Consider the following 24,430-nt stretch of genomic DNA (forward strand, 5'->3'; position numbering starts at 1 on the left):
CTAATAACCTTCATTCCACTCTATAGAATCCACAATTCCTATTATTGAAGCATCTGCAGGTATAACCTTATCAGAAGTATCTACATATCTTGCACCACTTCCTGTAACTACTATCACAACTTCATTAACACCTGCACCTACAGTATCAATAGCTACTAATGGCTCCCCCTTTGTTTTTTCGTTTTCATCTATACTTTTAACTATTAAAAGTTTACTTCCTATAAACTTAGGGTCCTTTTGTGTAGAAACAACCTTTCCAACAACCTTTGCCAAAAACATAATTATACTCCTTTGCTTTTACTGACAATACTTAACATTAATTTTATTGCTGTCTATATAATCCTTTGCTAGAGGAGTTATTAAAGAACCTTCTTTAATAAAAACTTCCTTAGAATTATTAAGAGCCTTTATAATGTCTTCTATTGTCAAAATTCCAGATAGCACCTTTTTACTTGTCCAATCCATTTTTTCTTCATTTACAACAATTTCATTTTTAATTTTAGGTTCCTCATATACTTTTTTAGTAAAATTATTGATGGTGCTAAATTTTTCATTTATAACAGACTTTATATCACATCCATCAATAAACCTAACACCAAAACTAGTTAAAGTATCTTCGTAGCCTAGAATAAATTTATTATAAGCTGGGTTTTTACTAAGCCCTAAGGATATATTTTTAGGCTCTACTGGGTTAAAACTATCCCTTACTGCAATTACTTCCTTCTTCATCATAAGAGCTTCTGCAATTCCCGTGGTAACCAAATTATCTTGAATTCCTGTAGCACATTTAGCTAAAGTATTCCTTGACATCATTGGTACTACTACCAAATCGTCCTCTATTACCGCCTTAGTTAATTCATTTTTGCACTCTATAACTCTAGCATTTAGGTTTTTAATATATTCTTCTGGTATCATTTTCTTTGCTGCATCAGTAATAACTATGTCATATTGAAGCATCTTTATAGAAGCTAGAGCTTCAAATATTTTTTTTAAATTTACTGCTCCACCAGATACAAATAATAAAACTCTTTTATTCATCATATTTATAATCTGAGCAATTATAGGTCTTAGTAAATCTTCAATATCCATTTACTTCACCTCATTTTACACTGTTTATAGCTATTCTATCTTTACCTGCACTTACTTACTATTCTAATAAACTGGTTGTTTTTTAACTCTGATCCATTAGCCTCATCCGTATCTAGGTGAAACTCTAAAGCAGACTTATCACTTACTCTAATAAGCACATTTTTAAATATCAAAGCCTTATCTCCAGCAGCTTCTACATTTACTAATTCCCCATCCCTTACACCATAAACTTCTGCCTGCTCTGGAAGCATATGAATATGCCTCTTAGCGCATATAACTTTATTATTAAAGGTAAGCATACCCTTAGGTCCGATGACACAAAGACTTTCTGACCCATCTAAATCTCCAGAATTTCTAACAGGAGGCTTTATTCCTAGTGTAAAAGCATCTGTTCTGGATATTTCAATTTGGCTGTATTTTCTTACAGGACCTAAAATTCTTACCTTTTGGAAAGAACCTTTAGGTCCTGCAATAGTTACTGTTTCATTGGCAGCAAACTGTCCCGGCTGCTTTACATTATTTTTTATTGTAAGCTCATATCCTTTACCAAATAAACATTCTAGGTCCTCTTGAGTAACATGTATGTGTCTATTAGATATACCTATAGGTATTGAATACTCTCTATTTTTCACCTCAGCCTTTGCTAAAAGGTCTACCACTATATCCCTTATTAAATCTTCATTTATCTCCATCATTTATATCACCCTCGAGTTACTTCAGAGTTAATGCACAAATTCCTTGGCTGTCCCTTTTTTCTTGGGCATTTAGGATCATGACATATATTGCATACCTCATCACTTTCTTGTTCATCTATATGAATATTTTCTTCTTTAATTTTTTTTATGGATTTCTTATCTTCTTCTATTACATTTTCTTCCTTAGGATCTACTAGCTTCTCTTTCTCTTCACTCACTTCTTTTTCTTGATTCTCTAATTCATCTTGTACTTGTATCTCTTCTTTTTCTATTACTTCTACTTCTTTTTGGCATTCCTCTTCCCTTTTTTTAACCTGAATTCCCACAGTAGATTCAGATTCAATAATTCTATCTAAACTTTTAGCTGGTCTTGGTATAACAAGGGTAGCATAAATTTTATTAATCCTGCCTGCACTAATTTTTGCTGCCTCAATAGCAGCCTTTACAGCCCCTACATTTCCCTTTATCTTAATGGTTACTAATCCTGATCCTTTACTCAGCTCATATCCAATTAGTTCCACATCCGCTGATTTAACGCAGCTGTCTGCTGCCTCTATTGCTGCAGCCATTCCAACGGTTTCTATTACACCGAGGGCTTCTCCGTTCATTAAAACCCCTCCTTAACTATAAACTCTTACTTAAAAATTTCTAATTCTAAAATTTCATCTGTTTTAATACCTTCTCAACTGTGTCTCTAATCCTAATGTATAACTCATTTTCTGTATCTTTTAAATCCTTAAAAGGCATTACTTTATAAAGTCTTGCCGCATTACATCCAATTTTTCTAGCTTTCTCTTTATCATATGGATTTAGAGTTATATTCACTAAAGGTTTTTCTTCTCTTAGCTTATTGTAATGAAGGATTACTCTATTATTAACTACTCCTATAGCTATTCCCATCCTAGATTGTTCTGACGCAGAATGTATATCTCTTAACATATTAGTTTCCTTTAAATCAGCTTTTTTTATATCATAAGGTATTCCTTCTTCTTCTATTCCAGCAAGAATCTCTTTTAAAAGAGATTCCTCAGAGCTATTTACATATACAAAGATGCTTGGACTTTCCATACTCATACCAATCATGATTAATTACCTCTCAAACTCTTATAGTAAGATATTACAAGTCCAGTTGCCACTGCATTTCTAGGTCCTTCAGCTCCTCTTATATTACCGCTGCCACATACAACTCCATAGTGAGATAACTCGTCAGATATCATCTCTGGAATTTCAAAATCCAGTGCCGAACCTCCTACTAACACTACAAAATCAATAGTTCTCAAATCATGATTAGGTGCAATGTCCCTTAGAGCCCTAATAGTATTGGTTACAAATACCTTCGATTTAGCTTCTCTTCTAATGATCTTTATCTTTTCTAGTGTATGCTTAGTTGGAATAGGAATCATTTCATCCTTCTTTACTATTACATTTCTAGCAAATAATGATGAGTCTAAAGGTTTTTGAAAGAAGCACACACTCCCATCCTCATACCTTATATTGAATAAACTTTCAACCTTAGCTAATGGATGTTTCTTTATATCCTCTGCTAAATTGTAATCTTCAAGACCTAATTCAGACTTTATAAGCATGGTAACCATTTCTCCTGCACCTGCATGATGAATGGATTTAACAGCTCCCCTTTTATCAATATAAGCTGAATCCGTTGAACCGCCTCCAATATCTAATATAACGAGGGGTTTGTCTGTTCCTGGAGTAGTTAGAGCTCCAAGAACTGCCATATTTGCTTCTACACCACCAATTAAAACTTTTACATTGGTTTCCATTTGCAACTTTTTAGCAATAGTCTCCATAGGCAATTTACTGGTTTTAACCATAGCTGCAAGAGCTACAGCATTTTCTAGCGCAAATTCTTCCGCTAGTCCTCCTTGAACTTTTTGTGGTATAAATGTATCTACAGCTAAAATATCCTGTATTTTTATTTCTTCTATCTCTTGCTCCGTAAGCTCACCCATAATCTGTCTTACTCTCTCAATCATCCCACCTACATTGGTACCTGCCTCTCCAGTTACATCTTTTAATGGCCATACTTTACTTAAACTATTCATTATGGCACTGGAACCTTCCTCTATCCCAATCTTGTTTTCCTTAGTTCCCATAAGTATTAACTTACCAGCAGGTATAACTCTCTCCTTTACATCCCCCTCAGGGGTTCTTATAACAACAGCGGATCTGTTGCCTATAAGAGCTCTTGAAATTGGGATTACATGTTTAGTTTCCTCTGGAGAAAGTTTAAAAACTGTGGCAAGTCCATAGGGGTTTGAAAGTACCTTTATAGTTTTTCCTGGTGCAGCCACTTCTACTGCTGCAAGCATTCCCATAGGAACCTTGTCAATATAAGCCACTTCATCTACGATAGGAATTTTTCTACCCAGTCTATTGGATATTATTACTCCATCATCTCCTTGTATTACTGCACCAGTAATTTCTATACCCTTCTTAAAAGCTTCATTTAATCTTTTAGCAGCGCTTTCAAAATCTATGGACTTAGGAATGACACAAATTACTTCCTCATTACCATGAATATATTCTAATTCATCAAGAAAAACTGTTTTTCCTGTACCTACTCCTATTCCACCAGGAGTATCCGGGTTATGACCTATCATAGTAGATTCTGTAATTATAGTTTCTGTTATAGTTTCCATTGCTACATCTCCAATAACTGGAGTTGCCTCATTTATACATATAGCATCCAACTTCACTATTGGTATATTTATATTTTGGCAAGCCTCTTTTAAAGCAAGAAGTACTCCCATTACATTATCTACAGTTCCCTTAAGCCCAGTAGTTTTAACCATACTACTGGTAAGAAACTCTAAATTGTTATCAAAATCCGCAATGGCAACTTCAGTTGTAGAGTTTCCTATATCTACTCCTGCCACAAGTTTCACTTGTACCACCTACCTAAACTTTTAATCTGCCTCTCTTTTCGTATACGCCACAAGCTTCTCTAACAAGAGCAGCGCAAATTTTTGCATCATATTTATTTTCTAATTCATCTGCTATGTCTAATAGTTCTTGCTTTGTAGATCTATAAGGTCTTAATGCATTATAAATTTCCAAAACTCTGCTATCTGGAACCACTGCAAGCTCCGCCGCTCTTCTGAGATTTTTCGCAAATTGATATCTTCCTACAGATTCAGCTATTTGAGCTTGATACAAAAGAACTTCGGGAGTTATTTTTATATCCTCTGGGCTAATGCTTCCATTTAAAACATTGTCTATATTTATATCTTTTAATCCTTTGCCGCTCTTAGTTTTTATTAAGTCGCTTCTCTTTTGAGCTAAAGGATAATCATTTTTACTCAAAGCTTCACAAACTTTATTCTCTTCACACTTTGCTGCAGATTTTTCTTGAATGGCTGACATGCTGCTTAAAACCTGACTAATTATTTGTTCTATTAAAGCATTGTTATCCATTAAAGCGTTGTTATCCATAACTTCACCCCTATTCAAAAACTACTTTTATTTCTATAGGCTTAGCATTTGGCACTACATGCTCTGTTTCTTTTATATGAAGTACTGCTGCCTTAGCTTGATATCTTGGTCTAGCCATTTGATCATTCTTAACTGGAACTGGGTCTGGTGATTCACCTTTAGCATACTTAGCCGCATTTTTACCTATAGCTCTAAAGGTTTCTCTATCTATTAATGGAGCTTGAGGGAATAATTCAAGATTATTTAAGAGTTCCAAATCCTTTTGATGTATAACTGTAGTTCCTTTTGATTGTATTCCTATACCAATTCCTGAACCACTTAAAACTGCAGCATCATGACTCATAAATGATACATCTGATGTACGAAGAACTCTTATAACTCTTGCAGTTACTCCTTCTTCCTCTATCCCTGCCATAATTTCTCTTAAAACATCATCATGTGGAATTCCAACTATAGTTTCTGTTTGGTAAATCCCAAAAGCAGGTGCTATAGCTATAACAACTTCATCACTTCTTTTTCCACTTTCAGCTTGCCCAACTTCCTCTAGTTTCATTTTGCCAACCCTCGAAACAGGGGAACTAGATTTAATAATGTTTGTGTTTACATTGTTCGTTAATTGTTTTAAAACCTGCTGAGTTATTATTTCTATTAACTCCTCATTGGATACTGATTTAACCATACATTAATCACTCCCCTATTTCATTTTATCTGGATCTAGAGCATGAGTTATATTTTTAACTTCTTCCCATCTATCACCTTCAAGTCTATATCCTGTTCCAGGTCCCATGTAATCATTGGCATCATTTACTGCAGTAATAACGTTAAAGTCATTATCAAATATAGATGATGTATGAAGATAATCCCCTACTATTCTTTGCTTTAACATACAAAGAACTCTTTCAGCCACATCACTAAAACCGCCTTTTTTAAGAGCTTTAACTATATCAAGTCCTGTAACACCGCGAGTTAACAATTCCTGTGCTGCCTTTAAGTCTTCTACAACATTTCTATTTGGCATATCTTTGCTTCCATGAGCATAAGTTGCAGCTTCAACTTCTTCATCTGTAATAGCCGGTAAGCCTATTTCTTTGAATACAGCTTGTAGAGCTCTTGCTGCTTTGTTTCTGATAGCTATGACATCCTCTTCTTTTACTGGCCTTAATCCTCCATCTACTTTTAAATCTCTTTGAAGAACTAAGTAATCATCATAGTCTTCTGCATCAAAGTTTGAACCTGCGAACATATTATCATAATTAGGTACTGAACTATATCCAGAGAATATAAAGTCAGTTCCTGGTAAGAATTGCATCATAGTTCTTGCAGTTCTTCTTATATCAGAGTGAGTAAAGGTTTGGTCGTTTCCTGATGCAACTTCCATATCCAACATAGTAGTTATAAGGTTTTCTCCTAATACCGCTCTTATACCTCCTGGTACTGCACCTGGCACGCCTATACAACTGATGGAACCATTTTGAAGCCCTTGAACTCCTGCACCTTTGGTTATCATAATACATCTTGCTTCAAGATAAAGCATGGATTTTCCCTCTGCATATCCCATTTGAACCTCTGAACCGGTACCTGAAGTAAATCTCATCTTTAATCCTCTAGAAGCATAAGCAGATGCTAAGAAAGATTTAGACCAAGGTGTATCATCACCATCTACAAATACCTGTTCAGTTCCGTAAACAGAAATAGTTTCTGCATAGGATGTATATCCAAGCATTCCTAGTCTGAGTTCTGTTGCTTCTTCTAATGCGCACTGAGTCAATACTCCACCTCTACCAGTTTGAGCTCCTACTAAAAGTGAAAGAGCATTAAATGGTGCATATCTTACTATACCTACAGTTGTCTCCATTTCATCAAAGCCTCTAATAGCTGATTCTGCAGCATCTGCAGCAATCTGCACTGGGTTATCACGTACATTAGTAACGTGGCATTGATTTGATGGAGTTCTTCTAGCTCTCATCTTTTGAAGAGCCATCATCATTTCAACTACGTTTAATTTATCTACAACTTCCACAAGCTTTGCAGGAGTTAACGCAGTAGTTATTTTTACAATTTCGTCTCTTGAAACACTAATGTCTACTAGCATTCTTGCTATTTTCAACGAATCTATAGCCATGGCTTTTTCAGTATTTTCTATGTTTATAGCATGATCAGCTAAAAATGAATCTATAAAATCAAAATCTTCTCTTTTCTTTCCATCCATTTCAACTATCTTGCCATTTTCCACCTTAACACTTGGCACCGGATCACTAGGACTTCCTATAGCTATAAGTCCTACTTCTGGCCACTCTTTAACGAATCCATCATTATGAACTTGTCTATTTTCTAATACTTCAAATCTCTTAGATCTTTTCACAGTAACACCACCCTCTGTTAAATGTAAGGTTCAGTATCTGTCTTAGGTTCTTGACCCATTGCTCTTAATAAAGATAAACCAACTTCCCTAGCAGCTATAACTGATTGTCTAACAGCACCTGAATCTCCAGTAATAGTAATTATAACCTCATTTGAATGAGCTGTTCCCGCATCTGGACTTGCATAGGTAACTATTTCAACATTTGCAGTTTTCATAGCTGTATCTGCCATTACTACTCCAATACCTGCAGGTGCCCCAACAATTATTCCGAAAGCTTTTCCAAGTGGGGCGCCAAAAGCTTTTTCTAAAGCTAAGCTAGCTCTAGCAGTATATTGTAATTCAAGATGTCCAACGTCACATCCGTAAACATCTCCAAAAGTTCGATCTAATTCTTTCAAAGCTACTTCTACAGCTCTTCTAGCATCCGATACATCCTCTGCTGCTAATATAATTAATGAACCGTGACCTGCTCCACCCTTTGTATCTCTAGCAAGCTCAATACTTACTACTTCAGTATTAGTAGCTTTTACAGCTTCATCTGCAGCCATAATTTGTGGACCTGCTCCTGTTCTTGCGCTAATTATTCCTATTGAACGATATTTTTTATCTAAACCCATTTTTTCATGTAAATAGTAATCTACATTTGCTATAACTAAGCCTATGGTGTCTCCTCTTGCAGCTCCTACGTATTCTGTTATTGCTGATGGTACGCTCATAACTTTTACCTCCCTTTTTTCTTCTACAACTTTTTCTTTTTCGAAAACTTCAGCAGGCTGTTTTTCTAATATTTTCTCCGCTGCTGATGTTATAATCTTACTCATCAGTTCCTTATCTACATTTTGCAGATTTACTCTGCTGCTTATTTCTGATAAAACCTTTTCAATCAACCCATTATCCATACTTACTACCCCTTAACTTTACTATTCAGTGAATTTAGGTAATATTTTTTCAACGTCTGTATGTGGTCTTGGAATAACATGTATAGATATAACCTCTCCAACTCTCTTAGCAGAAGCAGCACCAGCATCTGTAGCGGCTTTAACAGCACCAACATCTCCTCTAACCATAACTGTTACTAATCCTGATCCAATCTTTTCATATCCTATAAGTGCAACATTTGCAGCCTTTACCATAGAATCAGCCGCTTCTATCGCAGCCACCAATCCTTTAGTTTCTATCATTCCTAATGCTTCTTGTCCCATAAAGACACCTCCAAAAATAAAATTAATTTTCTTGAGTTTATTTTATATCATTATCCTTAATTATTTTTAGAATATTTTGACACATTAATCACTTATATTAACTTGTTAAACTTGTAATTTTAATACTTTTTTATGTACTTTTTTTACCTTTTATATCCTAAATTTTACTGAATATTCATAAAATAATTGATTTTATCACATACCAACAGGTATAATTGTTATATAAAGCATTTATTTAAATAATTTAATTGCTGATTTATGAGGTGTTCTTATGGATAACTTGAATCAATACAAATTACATGAAATTATAGATGCACATTCATTACAGCACATTCAAGATAGATTCTCTAAAATGACCAATTTATCTACAGTAACTGTAGATAAACTAGGCAATCCTGTAACTGCACCAAGTAATTTTTCAAAATTTTGTACATTAATTAGATCTTCTAAGGTAGGTTATGAAAGATGCACCAATTGTGATGCAGAGGGTGGTTTAAAATCCATGCTCTTAAAAAAGCCAATAATTTATACCTGCCATGCCGGTCTTACTGATTTGTGTGCCCCGATTGTTGTAAATGACATTTATCTTGGCTGCATGCTTTGCGGACAAGTACTCCTTAAAGAGAATAAAGATAAATCTACTGTGGATTTAAAAAAGCTTTCTATGGAATTGGACTTGCCTATAAAAGAACTTGAATATGCTTTAAATCATATAAAAACTTCTAAATACAATAAACTTATAGATGCTGCTGATTTTCTTTCCTTGTTTTCAAATTTAATTGCAAAAATGGGTATTGCGAATATATCCCATGCTGAGCTTCTTAAAGAAACTAAAGAGAAAATGAAATTTCAACAATTAGCAAAGGATGCTCAAATTAAATCTATTCAGTCTCAGATTAATCCACATTTTTTGTTTAATACACTAAACACCATTTCAGGTATGGCTCTTATGGAGAATTGTGATATAACAGCGGATTTAATCTACGCCCTCTCTGATATATTAAGATACAGCATTAAAAATTCAGAAGATATGGTAAAAATAAGCACAGAAATAGATAGTATTGAGAAGTATTTATTTATCCAAAGTGTTAGATATAGCGATAAATTCAGTTATGACTTAAAGATTTCAGAAGAAGTATTAAACTACAAAATTCCAGCTATGACTTTGCAGCCTCTTATTGAGAATGCTATTATTCACGGATTGGAACCGAAAAACGGTCCTGGTAAAATAACTATACATGGAAATATAGCTTCTGATAAATTAGCAATAATTAAAATAGAGGACAATGGCGTTGGTATGACTAGTGACAAATTGAATATGATTATAAATAATATAAATTCTTCTAATAAATTAGAAAGCATTGGAATAAAACTAGTTCAAGATAGATTGTTATATTATTTCGGATCTGAATTTAGTATTAAAATCAATAGTATTCCTTATGTAGGAACAACGGTGTACATTAAAATCCCACTTACTTATTAGAAATTTATTGGGAGGTATCCAAATCATGTACAAACTACTAATTGCCGATGATGAAGCCTTTGAACGTAAAGTTATAAGATTTATATTAAAAAATTTTTTTTCTAATATAGAGATAGTTGCAGATGCAAAGACTGGAGATGAAGCTATAGTATTATCCCAAAAATATAAACCACATATAATCATTATGGATATTAAAATGCCTGAAAAAGACGGCCTAGAAGCGCAGCAAGCTATATATCAATTTCTACCAAATGTAAAGACTATTATTCTAACCGCCTACGATAATTTTAGCTTTGCGCAAAATGCCATTAAACTTCGTGTAGCTGACTACATTTTAAAGCCAGTAAAACCTAATGAGCTAAATGAATCCATTAATAAAATTATTTCACAATTAAAAACCGAAAATATAGATTTTCTTGATTCAGTAAATTTATCTTCTGATAAAGATTCCATCCATAAAGCCCTAAAATATATAAATAAAAATTTCAATAAGAATATAAGTTTGGAATCAGTATCAGAGATTGTTCATCTAAATCCACAGTATTTTAGCCGGTACTTTAAAAATAGCACAGGTTTAAATTTTGTAGAATATGTGTCCAAAATACGCATAAAAGAAGCAAAAAGATTATTAGTAAATACAGATAAAAGCATAAGTGGAATATCTTTAGACGTTGGTTATATAGATTCTTCATACTTTACTAAAGTTTTTATAAAATATGAAGGAATTTCTCCACATAAATATAGACTAATACAAAAAAAGCACTCTCTAGATCTAGAGAGGCCTTAACAAAGTTCTTATAATAAATAATTAAAAAAGTATTTTAATTATAAATTAGTTAAACATATACCCTTTTATAAAAAAGCAGTTTCTGATAAATTATTCTCGTTAGCAATTTCAAGGATTAAATCATTACTTATCCACTGCTCTAACATTTACTTTAACATCATAAAAAGTACTTCCTTTACCTTGATCAGTAAGTCGTTGTGAAGTTAGAGTATTTACTGAACGGTTGCCTGGTGTATGTTCAAGCCACCATACTCCTTCAGTAACAACAACGCCTCTTGGAACTTTAGATGTAATTTTAAGTTTAAAAGTTACCTCTCCGCGATCATTGTAAGCAATAACCGTCTGTTCATCTGTAAAGCCCATTTTATCAGCATCATCGGGATTCATCTGTAATAGCATTCTATTTGTTTTCGTCAGATCCTCTCTCTCATTAAAGGATGAATTCAATAATCGAGCATCAGGAGAGTTAATTAGCCAAAACTCTGCATTATCCCCATGAGGTTTAATGTATTTTGGTAAAGGCTCATCTTCCTTAGAATTTAAAATCTCAATTTTCCCTGAAGAGGTTTTAAACTGAGTCTTATAATTATCAGGCATCGGTAATTCTAATGGTCGCCCTTCAAGCAGTGTTTCAATCTTAGTACTTGCCAGCCATGAAGATGGTTTAGCTAAAATACTATCAATTAAATCATCCGCAGATTGATTGAAGAAAGACTTATTTATACCCATTGCCTCTGCTAGTAAGCAAAATACTTCCCAGTTGGATTTTGCCTGTCCTACTGGCGGAATCACTGCATAAGCTCGCTGTATCGTATAATGTCCATAAGCACGATACAAATCGCTATGTTCAAGTGAAGTGGTTGCCGGCAATACTATATCAGCATATTTTGCTGTATCAGTCATAAAACGTTCATGAACTATAGTAAATAGATCTTCTCTAGCCAATCCCTGCAATACCCTGTTCTGATCAGGAGCTATTGCCGCCGGATTGGAATGATACACATATAAACTCATTATAGGTGGATCCTTAACTTCATTAAGTGCATTACCTAATTTATTCATATTTATAATTCTTGTTGTTTTTTCTTGAAAGTCTTCATGAGTTACTAGGCTTGTATCATATGCACCTCCAGTAGATGTACCAGTAAGCAGACCACCTCCTGTTTTTCCCCAGGCTCCAACTAGCGCAGGTAGACAAGTAATTGTACGCACAGTCATTGCGCCATTTCCATAACGGGATAGTCCGCTTCCAAGTCTAATAAATGGCCCTTGAGCCTTAGCATACTGCCTTGCCATATTTTCAATTATATCAGCATCAATACCAGTTATCTCACTTACTATCTGTGGTGAATAATTTGGTAGAATCTCTAATTTAAGCTCATCATATCCTTGTACATGTTCCTTGATAAATTCTTCATCAGCTAAGTTTTCCTTAACTATTACATGCATCAATCCAAGAGCTAAAGCCCCATCAGTACCTGGTTTAACTATAAAAACCTCATCAGCAATCTTAGCCGTGGAATTTTCATAGGTATCGATTAGCCATACCTTTGCCCCCTGTTTTCTAGCCTCATTAATGTCATGTATAAGGTGAATACTAGTTGCCACTGCATGAATTCCCCATAAAATAACTAAGTCACTTTTCTGAATTTCTTTAGGATGAGGTCCCATTGTTTTCCCCATTACTGCGTTCCAACCGCACTCTTTTGCTGGTGAACAAATAGTACGTTCAAGTCTTGATGCACCTAAACTATAAAAAAATGGATGTCCAGAATTACGCTGCACAAGACCCATTGTTCCAGCATAAGAATATGGCAGTATTGCTTCTGCACCATGCTTTGTAATAATTTCATTCCACTTTGTTTTTATATGTTCAATAGCCTCAGTCCAGGAAATAGGCGCAAATTTACCGCTGCCCTTAGGACCAGTTCTTCGCAATGGTGTTAAGATTCGCTTCGAAGAATGAACTGTTTTTTCATAATGAGCCATTTTCGGACAAAGAGTTCCTCGTGTAAAAGGATGCTCTGGATCCCCCTGTACTTTCACAGCTTTTCCACCGTCTACATGAATAAGCAAACCACAAGTGTCAGGACAATCATAAGGACAAACTGATCGTAAAATTTCCATAAACTATTTCTCCTTTTCCTATCATATTTATGTTTTAACTTTTCATTTAGATATCTATATAACCTCTTTTAAAGTTGAAATCACATCTGCTACTAGCTTTGGGCAGAATGTAGTAAGTAATTGTTTTTCCATAATCTTTTCCATATCTTCAGGAACGCTGATGTCATATCCTAAGATCTCCTTACAGATAACAGAATCATATTTTTCTAAAAATTTTCCCTTAAATTCCATTAATTTTGCAATATTTTCATTTTTTATATCTGGAGTATTAGGCATACTGTGTCCATATTTTAATCCAATTGCCATAAGCGCTCCAGTTATAGCTCCACAAGTGCTTCCACAAAACATACCACCACCAAAACAAGCAGAAATCTTTTTCGCAGTAACATCATCTATACCCAATTCAGCTGATACACTACTTAAAACCACTTGAGAACAGTCAAATCCTTCTGAAAAAGCATTTAATATTTTTTGTTCATCCATTTCTTTTTCCTCCTCATTTGTCTTTGATTTCCTTTAAGTTTCACTTTATTATAACATGAATGATTGCTGCACAAAATTAAAGTATATTTAATTAGTATAAAATATAAAATATTTTAATAGATAAATTTAAATATATTAGTTTTTTTTATTTGACACAATATAAAAGACAATATACAATAACTTCGATTACCAGTTTACAATTAATATTATATAATTATCAGGTATAAAGTGACTTTCTAGTTTAAAAACATATCCCGGCGTATAATTCATCTTTCGGCCGTAGAGCCCTATATACATAAGAGGAGGAATATAAATGAATACTTACTACAATCCAGAAGACTTATCAAAGTTCGGTACAATAGGAGAAGATGCTCCTAACTTATGGGAAAAATTTATGGAGTATTATGGAGCAGTATTTGAAGAAGGCGCATTGACAGCTCGTGAAAAAGCTATTGTTGCTTTGGCAGTGGCGCATGCAGTACAGTGTCCTTATTGCATTGATTCTTATACACAAGGTTGTTTGGAAAAAGGCGTAAACCAGGAACAAATGATGGAAGCAATTCATGTAGCAGCTGCAATCCGTGGAGGCGCTACTTTAGTTCACGGCGTTCAAATGAAGAATGTAGCAAACAAGTTGGAGCTTTAGGTGGAGACTGTTATGAATAATGAAAATTATCTAGAAGAATTAAAATGTATTCCTAAATTTGTTACTAGAATAGAAAATGAAGAATTTTGCAAAACAAATGAATCATTGACAACAATGCAGATCAACGTTGGAAAGGTTTGCAACTTGGCCTGTAAGCACTGCCACGTTGAGGCAGGCCCGAATCGTACAGAAAGTATGACTTTGGAAACGATGAAAGCTTGTTTACAAGTATTTAAAGAAAATAACTTCTCAGTTTTGGATATTACAGGTGGAGCGCCTGAAATGAATCCCCATTTTGAGTGGCTCATTGAAGAGGCCTCATCTATGGGATGTAAAGTAATTGTGCGTTCCAACTTAGTTGTATTACAGGAAAAGGAGTACAAGCATTTACCAGAGTTTTATGTAAAACACAATGTAGAGGTTGTCTGTTCCCTTCCCTATTACAGTGCTAAAGATACAAATAGACAGCGGGGCGATGGTGTATTTGAAAAAAGTATCTCTATGCTGCAGGAGTTAAATGATTTAGGGTATGGCAGAGAACATCATCTTATTTTAAATCTTGTCTACAATCCTGGCGGTGCCTTCTTACCTCCCTCTCAAGAAGCAATGGAGGTAGAATATAAACGCAAACTACAGGAGCAGCATGGCATTGTATTCAATCATTTATTTACAATTACAAACAACCCTGTAGGCCGCTTTAGATTATTTCTCAAAAGAAGTAACAACTTAGAAGGGTATATGCAAAGACTTTCTAATAGCTTTAATGCTTCAACGGTGGAAAACATGATGTGTAGAAATCAGCTCTCTGTTGCTTGGGATGGGAAACTTTATGATTGTGATTTTAATCAAACATTGGCTTGGACTGTGAAGGGAACAAATCATATTAGCATGCTAAGGGGTACTCCAATTAAAAAACGTACAATATGTTTAGGAAACCATTGTTATGCCTGTACTGCAGGCAACGGATCAAGCTGCGGTGGAGCAACAGAATAGTAATAGCTGACTTAAATAAGAATGAGGCTGTCGCATTAAGGAATTTACATACAATATATTGTAGTATTTATTCTTAGTGCAACAGCCCCTATTTGTACATAGTAAGTATAACTTTACATATCTTCCGGTTCTGTTACATTAAAACCCCATTTATATCTTTTTAACAAATTCAGATTTTAATTGCATAGCTCCAAAACCATCAATTTTGCAATCAATATTATGATCTCCATCAACTAAACGTATATTTTTCACTTTTGTACCTATTTTTATGGATGATGAACTTCCTTTTACCTTAAGATCCTTGATTACTGCTACAGTGTCACCATCCTTTAAGATATTTCCATTAGCATCTTTAACAATCTTTTCATCTTCATTATTTTCAGTCAATGATTCTAAAGTCCACTCATAAGCACATTCTGGGCAAACAAAAAGACCTCTATCTTCATAAGTATATTCTGAATTACATTTTGGGCAATTTGGCAAATTAGTCATAAATTCACTCCTTCATTTGTTATAGACTTATATATCCTATCATAGTCTTCTCCTATTGACAACTTTTCTTTCAAATGCTTTTCAACAAAGTAATAAAACTATTATATCGTCTCTTCACTAAAATTTACACCTTATGATTCCTTCTGATTCATTGTTGCTTTACGAGATATTCAATTTTTTATTTTTACTTGAAAAACATGACGGAGAATATTTCCTTATTGTAGAATTATCTTTAAATAAACTTTATAGTTAAAGGAGCAGATTTTCCTATCTGCTCCTTAATTAGAAAGTATATTTTCTATTTGTAAAAATTTATTTCTTAATAATAGGTATCCAAATTTCGCATTTGTAATTGCTGTCATTTGGATTACCTGGTAGATAAATCTCTAATTCCGGTGCATCTGCATGTTCATATCCTGTTGCAGGAAACCATTCCGAAAAAATGCGCTTCCACACTTCTTGAAGAGCTCCTGGAATTGGTCCAACTGCTTCAAATACTGCCCAGGTAGCTGCGGGTATCTCTTTTTCAATTAAATCATCTGGTACTTCAGCTTTTAATTTCTCAACTGCGATAACATAAGTAAACTCACCCTTCTCATGTTCAAAATCTGTGCATACGCCTAATACCCCTAAGCTTCCCGCAATCTTAAATAATTTTTCGCATAGACCATTATTGTATGATTCCTCCCAAAACTTTGGAATTGTTTCGAACTGCTTGCCACAGTCAGTTGTAACTTTTTTACACTTTCCAATAATTTTAAAACCTTTCTTATCAACTACCCTACAGTTCATAACTTTATCCCCCTTAATTTATAATTTTTAATAATTTATCTAAAGTTATTAATGTATTATTTCTTTTCCATTTCAAGAAGCTGATTTACAGTCTTAAATGTATATCCTTTCTTCTTTAGCCCTTCTATTATGCCTTTTATAGAATTAATAGTTATATCCTTTTCATCATACATAGGATGTAAAAGTATTATTGAGCCCGGCTTGGCATTATCAAGAACATATTTTACAATTTTATCAGAATCTGAATTAATCTCCGGATATGAATTAGGCTCTAAGTCCCATAAAATAGTCTTTCGATTATTTTGTTCTAGATAATATGGAAGTAAAATAAGCTTTTTACCGTTTGGTGGTCTAAACTGTATAGTATCCTTATATCCTATCTTTCTAATTAACCTGTCAGTATCCTCAATTTCTTTTTTAATATATGATGGTGACTTAAAAACCATACGATTATGAGAATACGTATGATTGCCTATTTCTTGTCCTGATACCACTAACTTTTTTGCTTCATCAGGATATTTATCTATTTCACTTCCAATTAGGAAAAAGGTAGCCTTTATATTTTCCTCATTAAGAATAGATAAAATTTTATCCACTTTTTTTGATGGGCCATCATCAAAGGTTAGCGCTACTACTTTTTCTTTAGTATTAACTCTACTGACTATTCCTCCAAAAAACTGAAAGCTTCTTGAGTTCATAATCTTATAAGTGCCAAAGCTAGTTAAAAGAAATACTATAAATATACATAATAATAACAGAATTCGCTTCTTCACTACTTATCCTCTCTAAAATATCTCATAAGTTAAGATACTCTTTCTTTACAATATTCGAATTTTCTTGCCTTCATTAAAAATAAAGAATAATTGATTTCTTCACCATTATCAATTGAATTGATTATATCATTGGAAATTATTTTTGCTCTATTAATTCTTTCATCAGTATCCCAATTCCTAGTATAATTATCAAAACTCATTATGATGCTTCTCCTAGTCTTGTTTTTCTTATCATTTTAAATTTAAATATTGAAATATTTTCTAATGCTACTTTTCTTGGTTATGAATAATCCTTACTAAGTTATCTTTATGCCTAATTACCATTAAAACACAAGCTATCGTAGTAGAAACTACTAGTGAAATGGGTAATTTCATAATAATACATACTATAGGTATTGTTAGTCCTGTTGCAATCGATCTAACAGAAACTATGCTTGTAAATAAACGCAATATAAAATGAACTGCAACTCCAGCTAATATCGGAATTGGTACAAATAAAAAAAATGCACCAAGCGTTGTATTTACGCCCTTACCCCCCTTAAAAGAAAGAAATGGAGTATAGTCATGTCCTAAAACCACCGCTATTGCAACAATAGAAATATAGGCATTCGTTGATATTGGTAATTTTATAGTCCTCGCCAAATATATACCTATAGCCACTGGAATCATACCCTTTAAGATATCTATTATCTGAGTAATAATAGATATCTTAGCGCCTGCAATTCTTTTCACATTTGTTGAGCCTATATTCCCACTACCTTTAGTTCTAATATCAATTCCACAAAACTTTTTAGTAATTAAGTATCCTGTTGGGATTGAACCACATAAAAAAGAAATTATAATTGTTATTAAAATAATCATTCACTTCACCCTAAATTTATTATATTATAGTATTCCATGAATTAGATTACAATTTTCCATATGAATTTTTCTCATATGCTCAGTTTCAAATTCAATTTTTTTGCCATTTTTTAAATCATTTAAGTATTCTATCGCTTGGTAAATATCTTCTTCAGATAAATTTAACGTATGGCTAGCTGTAATCTTTTTAGGTTTATAATCTAAGTATTTCTTAAATGTTTTTATATATGTTTCTATGTCATTGTTCTCAACATGTATAATCGGTTTTTCTAAATTGTCACCAGCATACAATATTTTTTCATCATGATCAAATATTGAAATACTATCAACAGTATGTCCCGGGCTATAAAATATTTCTATGCCTTCATTAATAAAATTAATATTTTCTTTAAAGGTAACGTTAGGTAAATATTTTTCAACATTTCCTGATATATATTTTTCATTTTTCTTTAATTGCTCTTCCCAGTATTTATCTAATAATTCTCCACATTGTTCATGACCAATTATTGTATTTTCCTTAAAGCTAGAGTTTCCCCATACGTGATCCCAATGAAAATGCGTATTTATAACAATTACTTCTTTATTATTATTTTTGTGTTTTATGATTTCTTTTATTGGCATCATACTGTCAGAACCACAAAAAGTATCAATCAAAAATATCTTTGACTTTTTTTCAATTAAGAAAACATTAGTAGTATAAATTTCTAAGTCATTATAAATAAATGCATCACAATTTTTACTTATTTTTATATTTTCCATATTTTTTCTCCCCCACAATAACCTGATTTAGATATTTTATTTTTTCGATGTAAATTCTTCTAATACTTTCATAGCAAATCTAGCATTTGGATAAGTAATAGAACCGCCACCAATTACGCCAATCTTTATTGCTTCCATAATCTGAGCTACACTTGCACCAGCATTTATACAACCCTCTATATGATAACAAATACACTCATTGCAACGACTAACTACTGAAATAGCTAATCCCATGAGTTCTTTGTGCTTTTTATCAATTGCACCATCAGAATATGTTTTATCATCCAATTCTCCAAATTCCTTAAAGAAGTCATCAGTCTGATTAAGTTTCAGATTGTACTCTTTTCGATATTCTTTCATATTTTTAATATCCATCATTTTTCTCCTATTGCATAAATAATATTTACTTCATCAAATATTACAATTGTCCATGTATTTAATTATATAGCATATGAATGCAAAATTACAAATAGTTAACATAGGCTATGCATAAATCGCTTCTCTAACTCCAAAATCCTTTAATTTTGTATCAGAATGACAGGTTTGAGATTGTACCAATAGATTTTTACTCTTAACAGTATCTTTTTCTGTATTAGAGACTTCCAACCACTTAAACCAATACATATTTTACCTTAATCACAAGATGTTTTAGAAATTTTTTGATAATTTTTTCCCCATTCACACATGGAATTTAAAATAGGTTTCATACTTTCACCTAGTTTAGTAAGTCCATATTCAACTTTTGGCGGAACCTCTGGATAAACTTTTCTATAAATTATACCATCTCTTTCTAATTCTCTTAATTGAAGTGTTAGAGTCTTTTGAGTAATATTTTTTAGTAATCTTTGTAATTCGTTAAATCTAATTACTCCTCTTGTTAGATGCCAAAGGATTGATATTTTCCATTTACCACTTAATATATTTATAGTTACGTCCATAGGACATTCTGTTATTAAATTTTCTGATTTTGCCATTCTTGACTCTCCTCAAAACTTTTAAGTACTAACTTTATAGTATCATTTACTACACTCCATTTCAAATTTGTGCGTACTTTAAATGCGCTATTATCGGTGATATGCTTTTAATCAGAGTAAAGGAATTAATAATTCAAGAAAGGATGTTTTATATGATAATTGATAGTCATGCTCATGTAATATTAGCAACAGAAAAACAATTACTAATGATGGAGGAAGCTAGTGTAGATAAAACTATATTGTTTTCTACAACGCCTCATCCTGAAAAAGCTCATGATTTAAAATCACTAGAAAAAGAACTGGCCATATTGAACAATATACTGGCAAGTAATACTTCATTAGATGAGAGAATTAGAAATATTAAAAGTACTACAGAAGAATTAAAAAAAGTTATAGATAGAAATCCATCAAAATTTATTGGCTTTGGGTTAGTACCATTATCTTTACCATATAATGAAACTGCTGATTGGATAAATGATAATGTAATTAAAAATAATTTTTACGGTTTAGGAGAATTCTCACCAGCTCCTGGTCAGGTAAAATATTTAGAAGTAATCTTTCGAGCTTCCAATGAGTTAGGATATTTACCTATATGGGTTCATACTTTTCACCCTTTAAATTTTGAGGACATAAAAGAACTTGTACAATTATCTAAGAAATATCCTAAAGTCCCATTAATACTAGGTCATATGGGAGGTATACACTGGCTTGATGTAATAAAACTTGCCAAAGAGAATTATAATATTTATTTAGATTTATCAGCTACTTATACAGTTTTAGCTCCTAAAATAGCAATTAAAGAATTACCTGAACGCACATTATTTAGTTCAGATGCCCCTTATGGTAATCCTCTACTATTTAAAAGAATGATTGAAATGAGTAGTCCGGATAAAAAGGTATTAGAACAAGTACTGGGCGGAAACATAATAAAATTACTAAAATTGTAACTTCTCATTTTTACATTATCCTACCTACCAATTAAAACTTTTCCAATATGTCAGAGTCTTAGACTCTGGCATATTGTTAACCTTCAGTTAACGCCCCCATGAATACTATAAAAATTATAAAAGAAATTATACGAAGTTTACCTGATGTCGTAAGCCATAAATTAATAATACAAGCTCTCCCATACATACTTCTCCCTTTTAAAATTAACTCTCCATGGCTTTTGCTAACATAGCGAGCTTGTTTATTGTTTTCCAGTTTCGCATAGTCGCCGGCACGTCCAATTTATGAAGATTGTTGGCAAGCTTGGATTTTCGAATACTATGACGGAATAGAAGAAAGACCTCCCGTCCTTTGATTTGATACTCCTCCTTTTCACTTTTATATGATCCTAAGTATTCTATCTTTTCTTGTGAAGGGGTATGGGTTAGCAATGATATATATAGACTCTCTCCTTCCGACGACAATTCCGCTTCTAATATTGCATCCTCTGAAAAGGGGCAATTTTCGATAATTTGTTCTAGCTCTGCAGCAGTTCTCAAAATAACTATGACTGAAAATCCAAAAGTCACCTCAATCTCATGCTCAATTTTCTTACGCAGAAGTTCCTCATCTTCATTTGATTTGAATAGAACATTACCGCTTTGAATATATGTTTTCACCTCACAAAATCCCATCGCTTCAAACATTTGTTTCAAATCTACCATCTTAATTATATTTTTTCCACCTACATTAATACCTCGTAACAGCGCGATATAAATAGTAATAATTTAACCTCTCCTTTAATATAAGTTCTGCAGCAACAATATACTTTTATGTATTCAGGTCAAGCTATGGACAACTCATCTTCACAGTTTGGATATAAAATATAATACTTATCCAATTTGACTCTCTTCTATATCTTAATTCTTATCATTTCATGATACTTCACTAACGCATCTGCTAGTCATTTTATATTCTATTGTAACATATTAAGGAAATAAGGTGGTAAAATAATGGCAATTACATTGAAAGGAAGATGTTGAATATAAGAAAGTTGATAGGTTATCTATAATATATATCTTATTGCTTAGATATGCTAAATCTTTTAAGTTGATCCTCCCCTAAACCTAAATTTTATATATAAAAAAAGAAGCTTATTTCTAAACTTCTGTTTTATCTTGTTTTATTACCTCACTATATGTATTTAGTACCGAATCTAGCATTTTACTAGCTGCAACTACTTCTGGGTTTAATAAGTCTCCTTTTTCATTAATAACTTCATATAAATGCTCTCTAACTTCACTTATTAGTTCCTCTAATTGGTTTAACTTGTTTATTTTAATCTCCTCCCTAAATGGAATATAATTTAAATTTTTAAATATATCAATATTAAAATAGAGGTAATTAAAGTACTCAATTTTTAGTATTTTAAAATAAATAAGCACTTAGATTTCTCCAAGCGCTTATTTTCTATATAATAAGGGGGACTCATTATATATTAAAATTATTATTTTTTCCTCTAAGTTTTTATCACTTAGAACAATTATTATTATAAATACAAGTTGTTACAACCTTATGTCATTATTGTTAAATAATCATATACTTTTTTAACAACTTGTAAAATAATAGGCACCAGTTCTTATCTTTGTGCTTGGTCAGTGGGTAATTTTCATCACACTTTATATACAATAATTCCTTTTTCATATCCATCTTAATCACTTCTCAAATTTTATTCATAAGATAAAATAATTATTAAAACACCGTATTATTAAGACGAATAATACGGTGTTTTAGAAATCATTTAATTTTAACATTTGTGAAAATCAATAAGGTTAATGTAAGCCTCAAAAATAGCATATATATCTAGCGAATATCAATTTTTCTCTTTTTGTCGTTACCTTTATTCAATTTAGGCAGAGTAATCTTTAAAACACCATGTTCAAATGAAGCATCTATCTTGCTTTCATCTACGTTGTCTATATAGAAACTTCTCTTAAATTCTCCATAATGTCTTTCACGTCTAACGTAATTTTCCTTTTTGTCTTCTAGAGATTCATTTCTTTTTGCACTAATTACTAGGTAATTGTTATTAAACTCTATATCTATAGCTTCTTTTTCAATTCCAGGTAAATCTGCTTCTACAAGATAGTTTTCATCTGTTTCTTTTAAGTCAACCTTAAAGTTTCCTCGTAAATCATTAATTGTTGAGAAGAAATCATCATTAAAGAAGTTCTTCAAAAATGGTGAAAAGAAATCATCTCTTCTAACTAAATCATTTTTTCTAAAAGGTACCATATCAAACATTTTTAAATCCCTCCTAATTTTATTTAGTTTGCATTTCTAATTTATATTTATATAATAAGACAAAAGTCAAAGAAAGTCAAAGTATAAAATCAAGAGAATTATCAAGTTAAATTGAAAAAATTAATATACTATTTATATAAATTATTTTAACAAGAATTTTTAGAAATAAACGAGGAACTTTTAGCTAATTTTAATATTGAAAAGCTGTTATAACATAATTTTTCACATCGACACATCATTATACAGTGTAAAATCATGGCAAACTTTTCATTGATTTCAAAAACAAACCTACCTTAAAATCATAGCAAAAATTGGAATTGTAGCAACGGATACTACAGTTGAAAGCAAAACTCCTTTTGTAGCAAAACCGACATCAGCATTGTACTGTTGTGAAAAAATTGTTGTACATGCGGCCACTGGCATTGCAAAACTTATAATTAATACCTTTGCTAGAAGGGAGCTATCATTAAAAATAAATCGCATAATCAGTAATGCTATGATTGGTATTATCAACAGCTTTACAAAGGACATGACATATATAGCCCCATTCCCTAGAAGTTCTTTAAATCTCAATTCTCCTACCTGAACTCCAATTACAAACATTGTAAGAGGCGTTGTTGCAGCTCCAATAATATTTACGGAATGTCCCAAGAATCCGGGTAATTGAAAATTGCATAGAAACATTACATATCCAATTATAACGCCGATTATTCCTGGAGTTAAAAATTCTTTAAAACTTATTTTTGTTTTAATCCCTGCTGAAAGTTGAATAAGCATAATACCTACAGTAAACAACATAATATCATTTACCATCTCTATAATAGAAGCATAGAACACTGCCTCTTTTCCATACAATGCATTAATTACAGGAATTCCCATAAACCCAGTATTGGCAAATACCAACATAAATGCAAAGATACCTCCTTGTTCCCGCTTAATTTTCAGCATTTTTACAAGAAGAAAACCTACTATAAAAGCAATTGCAAAAACCAGCAAAACAACCACAAATATGTACTGACTTCTCTTAAATATTTCCTGAGAAAACTTTACCTGCATTGCATCAATAACTAGGCAAGGCCAAGTCAAATTTACTACTACTGTAGAAATACCCTTTGATTGATTAGTATCAATTAATTCTTTTTTTCGAAAAATGATTCCAGGAATTATCATAATAAAAATCATGCATAAAGAATTAATAATCTCCATGATTGTCATATTGTTTTTCCCC

Annotated in this window: 31 protein-coding genes; 5 read left to right on the forward strand and 26 right to left on the reverse strand. The window is 32.5% G+C overall.

The genetic code is table 11. The features are described from left to right. The 11 genes from I6U51_RS17005 to eutM all read right to left on the reverse strand — a co-directional run bounded on the left by I6U51_RS17005 (position 1) and on the right by eutM (position 8,801). The gene (locus I6U51_RS17005; RefSeq protein ID WP_178909444.1) at positions 1-279 is read right to left on the reverse strand and encodes a EutN/CcmL family microcompartment protein; all 279 of its coding nucleotides are present in this window, start codon (positions 277-279) and stop codon (positions 1-3) included. Positions 280-297: 18 nt separating this feature from the next. Continuing rightward, the gene (locus I6U51_RS17010; RefSeq protein WP_211143764.1) at positions 298-1,089 is read right to left on the reverse strand and encodes a flavoprotein; all 792 of its coding nucleotides are present in this window, start codon (positions 1,087-1,089) and stop codon (positions 298-300) included. A 41-nt stretch (positions 1,090-1,130) separates the two neighbouring features. Then, complete coding sequence (locus I6U51_RS17015) at positions 1,131-1,784, reverse strand: phosphate propanoyltransferase (protein WP_211143765.1); 654 nt, start codon at positions 1,782-1,784, stop codon at positions 1,131-1,133. A gap of 5 nt (positions 1,785-1,789) precedes the next feature. Beyond that, on the reverse strand, positions 1,790-2,392 hold the full coding sequence (locus tag I6U51_RS17020; protein ID WP_211143766.1) for a BMC domain-containing protein: 603 nt from the start codon (positions 2,390-2,392) through the stop codon (positions 1,790-1,792). A gap of 46 nt (positions 2,393-2,438) precedes the next feature. Next, positions 2,439-2,867, reverse strand: coding sequence for a glycerol dehydratase reactivase beta/small subunit family protein (locus tag I6U51_RS17025; RefSeq protein WP_211143767.1), 429 nt, complete (start codon positions 2,865-2,867; stop codon positions 2,439-2,441). A gap of 2 nt (positions 2,868-2,869) precedes the next feature. Beyond that, positions 2,870-4,690, reverse strand: a complete 1,821-nt coding sequence (locus I6U51_RS17030; protein ID WP_211143768.1) for a diol dehydratase reactivase subunit alpha — start codon at positions 4,688-4,690, stop codon at positions 2,870-2,872. A gap of 13 nt (positions 4,691-4,703) precedes the next feature. Further along, positions 4,704-5,219 (reverse strand): diol dehydratase small subunit, encoded by a 516-nt coding sequence (locus I6U51_RS17035; RefSeq protein WP_211143967.1) that lies wholly within the window; start codon positions 5,217-5,219, stop codon positions 4,704-4,706. 28 nt (positions 5,220-5,247) lie between these two features. Next, positions 5,248-5,916 carry a propanediol/glycerol family dehydratase medium subunit gene (locus I6U51_RS17040; RefSeq protein ID WP_211143769.1) on the reverse strand — a complete coding sequence of 223 codons (669 nt, stop codon included), beginning with the start codon at positions 5,914-5,916 and terminating at the stop codon, positions 5,248-5,250. A gap of 15 nt (positions 5,917-5,931) precedes the next feature. Continuing rightward, positions 5,932-7,599: a propanediol/glycerol family dehydratase large subunit gene (locus I6U51_RS17045; protein ID WP_211143770.1), complete on the reverse strand. Its 1,668-nt coding sequence runs from the start codon at positions 7,597-7,599 to the stop codon at positions 5,932-5,934. A 17-nt stretch (positions 7,600-7,616) separates the two neighbouring features. Then, complete coding sequence (gene pduB / locus I6U51_RS17050) at positions 7,617-8,420, reverse strand: propanediol utilization microcompartment protein PduB (protein ID WP_211143968.1); 804 nt, start codon at positions 8,418-8,420, stop codon at positions 7,617-7,619. A 99-nt stretch (positions 8,421-8,519) separates the two neighbouring features. Then, entirely contained in the window at positions 8,520-8,801 is a 282-nt protein-coding gene (gene eutM / locus I6U51_RS17055) for an ethanolamine utilization microcompartment protein EutM (RefSeq protein ID WP_178909435.1), read from the reverse strand. Between the two features lie 271 nt (positions 8,802-9,072). On the opposite strand from eutM, the gene I6U51_RS17060 reads away from it, so the two are divergent. Together I6U51_RS17060 and I6U51_RS17065 are read left to right on the forward strand one after the other, a co-directional pair. Continuing rightward, positions 9,073-10,284 carry a sensor histidine kinase gene (locus I6U51_RS17060; RefSeq protein ID WP_211143771.1) on the forward strand — a complete coding sequence of 404 codons (1,212 nt, stop codon included), beginning with the start codon at positions 9,073-9,075 and terminating at the stop codon, positions 10,282-10,284. Between the two features lie 25 nt (positions 10,285-10,309). Then, on the forward strand, positions 10,310-11,071 hold the full coding sequence (locus tag I6U51_RS17065; RefSeq protein ID WP_211143772.1) for a response regulator transcription factor: 762 nt from the start codon (positions 10,310-10,312) through the stop codon (positions 11,069-11,071). 123 nt (positions 11,072-11,194) lie between these two features. On the opposite strand, the gene I6U51_RS17070 is transcribed toward I6U51_RS17065, so the two are convergent. Next, positions 11,195-13,198, reverse strand: coding sequence for a molybdopterin-dependent oxidoreductase (locus I6U51_RS17070; RefSeq protein WP_211143773.1), 2,004 nt, complete (start codon positions 13,196-13,198; stop codon positions 11,195-11,197). A gap of 54 nt (positions 13,199-13,252) precedes the next feature. Beyond that, positions 13,253-13,681 carry a C-GCAxxG-C-C family protein gene (locus I6U51_RS17075; RefSeq protein ID WP_211143774.1) on the reverse strand — a complete coding sequence of 143 codons (429 nt, stop codon included), beginning with the start codon at positions 13,679-13,681 and terminating at the stop codon, positions 13,253-13,255. Between the two features lie 313 nt (positions 13,682-13,994). Between I6U51_RS17075 and I6U51_RS17080 the strand changes: the two genes are divergently transcribed. Together I6U51_RS17080 and arsS are read left to right on the forward strand one after the other, a co-directional pair. Next, positions 13,995-14,327 (forward strand): arsenosugar biosynthesis-associated peroxidase-like protein, encoded by a 333-nt coding sequence (locus tag I6U51_RS17080; RefSeq protein WP_211143775.1) that lies wholly within the window; start codon positions 13,995-13,997, stop codon positions 14,325-14,327. A 12-nt stretch (positions 14,328-14,339) separates the two neighbouring features. Next, positions 14,340-15,320 (forward strand): arsenosugar biosynthesis radical SAM (seleno)protein ArsS, encoded by a 981-nt coding sequence (gene arsS, locus I6U51_RS17085; RefSeq protein WP_211143969.1) that lies wholly within the window; start codon positions 14,340-14,342, stop codon positions 15,318-15,320. A 150-nt stretch (positions 15,321-15,470) separates the two neighbouring features. Here the strand turns inward: arsS and I6U51_RS17090 are convergent, their stop codons facing one another. From I6U51_RS17090 to I6U51_RS17130, 9 genes are all read right to left on the reverse strand, one after another. Beyond that, positions 15,471-15,812, reverse strand: coding sequence for a zinc ribbon domain-containing protein YjdM (locus I6U51_RS17090; RefSeq protein ID WP_211143776.1), 342 nt, complete (start codon positions 15,810-15,812; stop codon positions 15,471-15,473). 312 nt (positions 15,813-16,124) lie between these two features. Further along, complete coding sequence (locus tag I6U51_RS17095; RefSeq protein ID WP_211143777.1) at positions 16,125-16,604, reverse strand: GyrI-like domain-containing protein; 480 nt, start codon at positions 16,602-16,604, stop codon at positions 16,125-16,127. A gap of 56 nt (positions 16,605-16,660) precedes the next feature. Then, positions 16,661-17,377 (reverse strand): polysaccharide deacetylase family protein, encoded by a 717-nt coding sequence (locus I6U51_RS17100; RefSeq protein ID WP_343069700.1) that lies wholly within the window; start codon positions 17,375-17,377, stop codon positions 16,661-16,663. Between the two features lie 29 nt (positions 17,378-17,406). After that, positions 17,407-17,577 (reverse strand): hypothetical protein, encoded by a 171-nt coding sequence (locus tag I6U51_RS17105; protein WP_211143778.1) that lies wholly within the window; start codon positions 17,575-17,577, stop codon positions 17,407-17,409. A gap of 67 nt (positions 17,578-17,644) precedes the next feature. Further along, positions 17,645-18,238: a glycerol-3-phosphate 1-O-acyltransferase PlsY gene (gene plsY / locus I6U51_RS17110; protein WP_211143779.1), complete on the reverse strand. Its 594-nt coding sequence runs from the start codon at positions 18,236-18,238 to the stop codon at positions 17,645-17,647. A 24-nt stretch (positions 18,239-18,262) separates the two neighbouring features. Then, the gene (locus I6U51_RS17115; protein WP_211143780.1) at positions 18,263-18,997 is read right to left on the reverse strand and encodes an MBL fold metallo-hydrolase; all 735 of its coding nucleotides are present in this window, start codon (positions 18,995-18,997) and stop codon (positions 18,263-18,265) included. Positions 18,998-19,033: 36 nt separating this feature from the next. Then, a complete protein-coding gene (locus I6U51_RS17120) occupies positions 19,034-19,357 on the reverse strand; it encodes a carboxymuconolactone decarboxylase family protein (RefSeq protein ID WP_246517410.1) in 324 nt (107 codons plus the stop codon). A gap of 123 nt (positions 19,358-19,480) precedes the next feature. Next, positions 19,481-19,621, reverse strand: coding sequence for a hypothetical protein (locus I6U51_RS17125; protein WP_211143782.1), 141 nt, complete (start codon positions 19,619-19,621; stop codon positions 19,481-19,483). 8 nt (positions 19,622-19,629) lie between these two features. After that, positions 19,630-19,971, reverse strand: coding sequence for a winged helix-turn-helix transcriptional regulator (locus I6U51_RS17130; protein ID WP_211143783.1), 342 nt, complete (start codon positions 19,969-19,971; stop codon positions 19,630-19,632). Positions 19,972-20,123: 152 nt separating this feature from the next. Between I6U51_RS17130 and I6U51_RS17135 the strand changes: the two genes are divergently transcribed. Beyond that, entirely contained in the window at positions 20,124-20,918 is a 795-nt protein-coding gene (locus tag I6U51_RS17135) for an amidohydrolase family protein (protein ID WP_211143784.1), read from the forward strand. Between the two features lie 204 nt (positions 20,919-21,122). Here the strand turns inward: I6U51_RS17135 and I6U51_RS17140 are convergent, their stop codons facing one another. The 4 genes from I6U51_RS17140 to I6U51_RS17155 form a co-directional block, all read right to left on the reverse strand. After that, positions 21,123-21,683, reverse strand: coding sequence for a DUF1697 domain-containing protein (locus I6U51_RS17140; protein ID WP_211143971.1), 561 nt, complete (start codon positions 21,681-21,683; stop codon positions 21,123-21,125). Positions 21,684-22,058: 375 nt separating this feature from the next. Further along, positions 22,059-22,343, reverse strand: coding sequence for a Spo0E family sporulation regulatory protein-aspartic acid phosphatase (locus I6U51_RS25345; protein ID WP_343069702.1), 285 nt, complete (start codon positions 22,341-22,343; stop codon positions 22,059-22,061). 418 nt (positions 22,344-22,761) lie between these two features. Next, positions 22,762-23,202, reverse strand: a complete 441-nt coding sequence (gene hsp18, locus I6U51_RS17150; RefSeq protein ID WP_211143785.1) for a heat shock protein Hsp18 — start codon at positions 23,200-23,202, stop codon at positions 22,762-22,764. Positions 23,203-23,490: 288 nt separating this feature from the next. Next, positions 23,491-24,417, reverse strand: a complete 927-nt coding sequence (locus I6U51_RS17155) for an AEC family transporter (RefSeq protein ID WP_211143786.1) — start codon at positions 24,415-24,417, stop codon at positions 23,491-23,493. Positions 24,418-24,430: the final 13 nt, after the last annotated feature.

Source organism: Clostridium aciditolerans (assembly GCF_016316925.1).
In the GTDB taxonomy this organism is placed as follows: Bacteria; Bacillota; Clostridia; order Clostridiales; family Clostridiaceae; genus Clostridium_AM; species Clostridium_AM aciditolerans.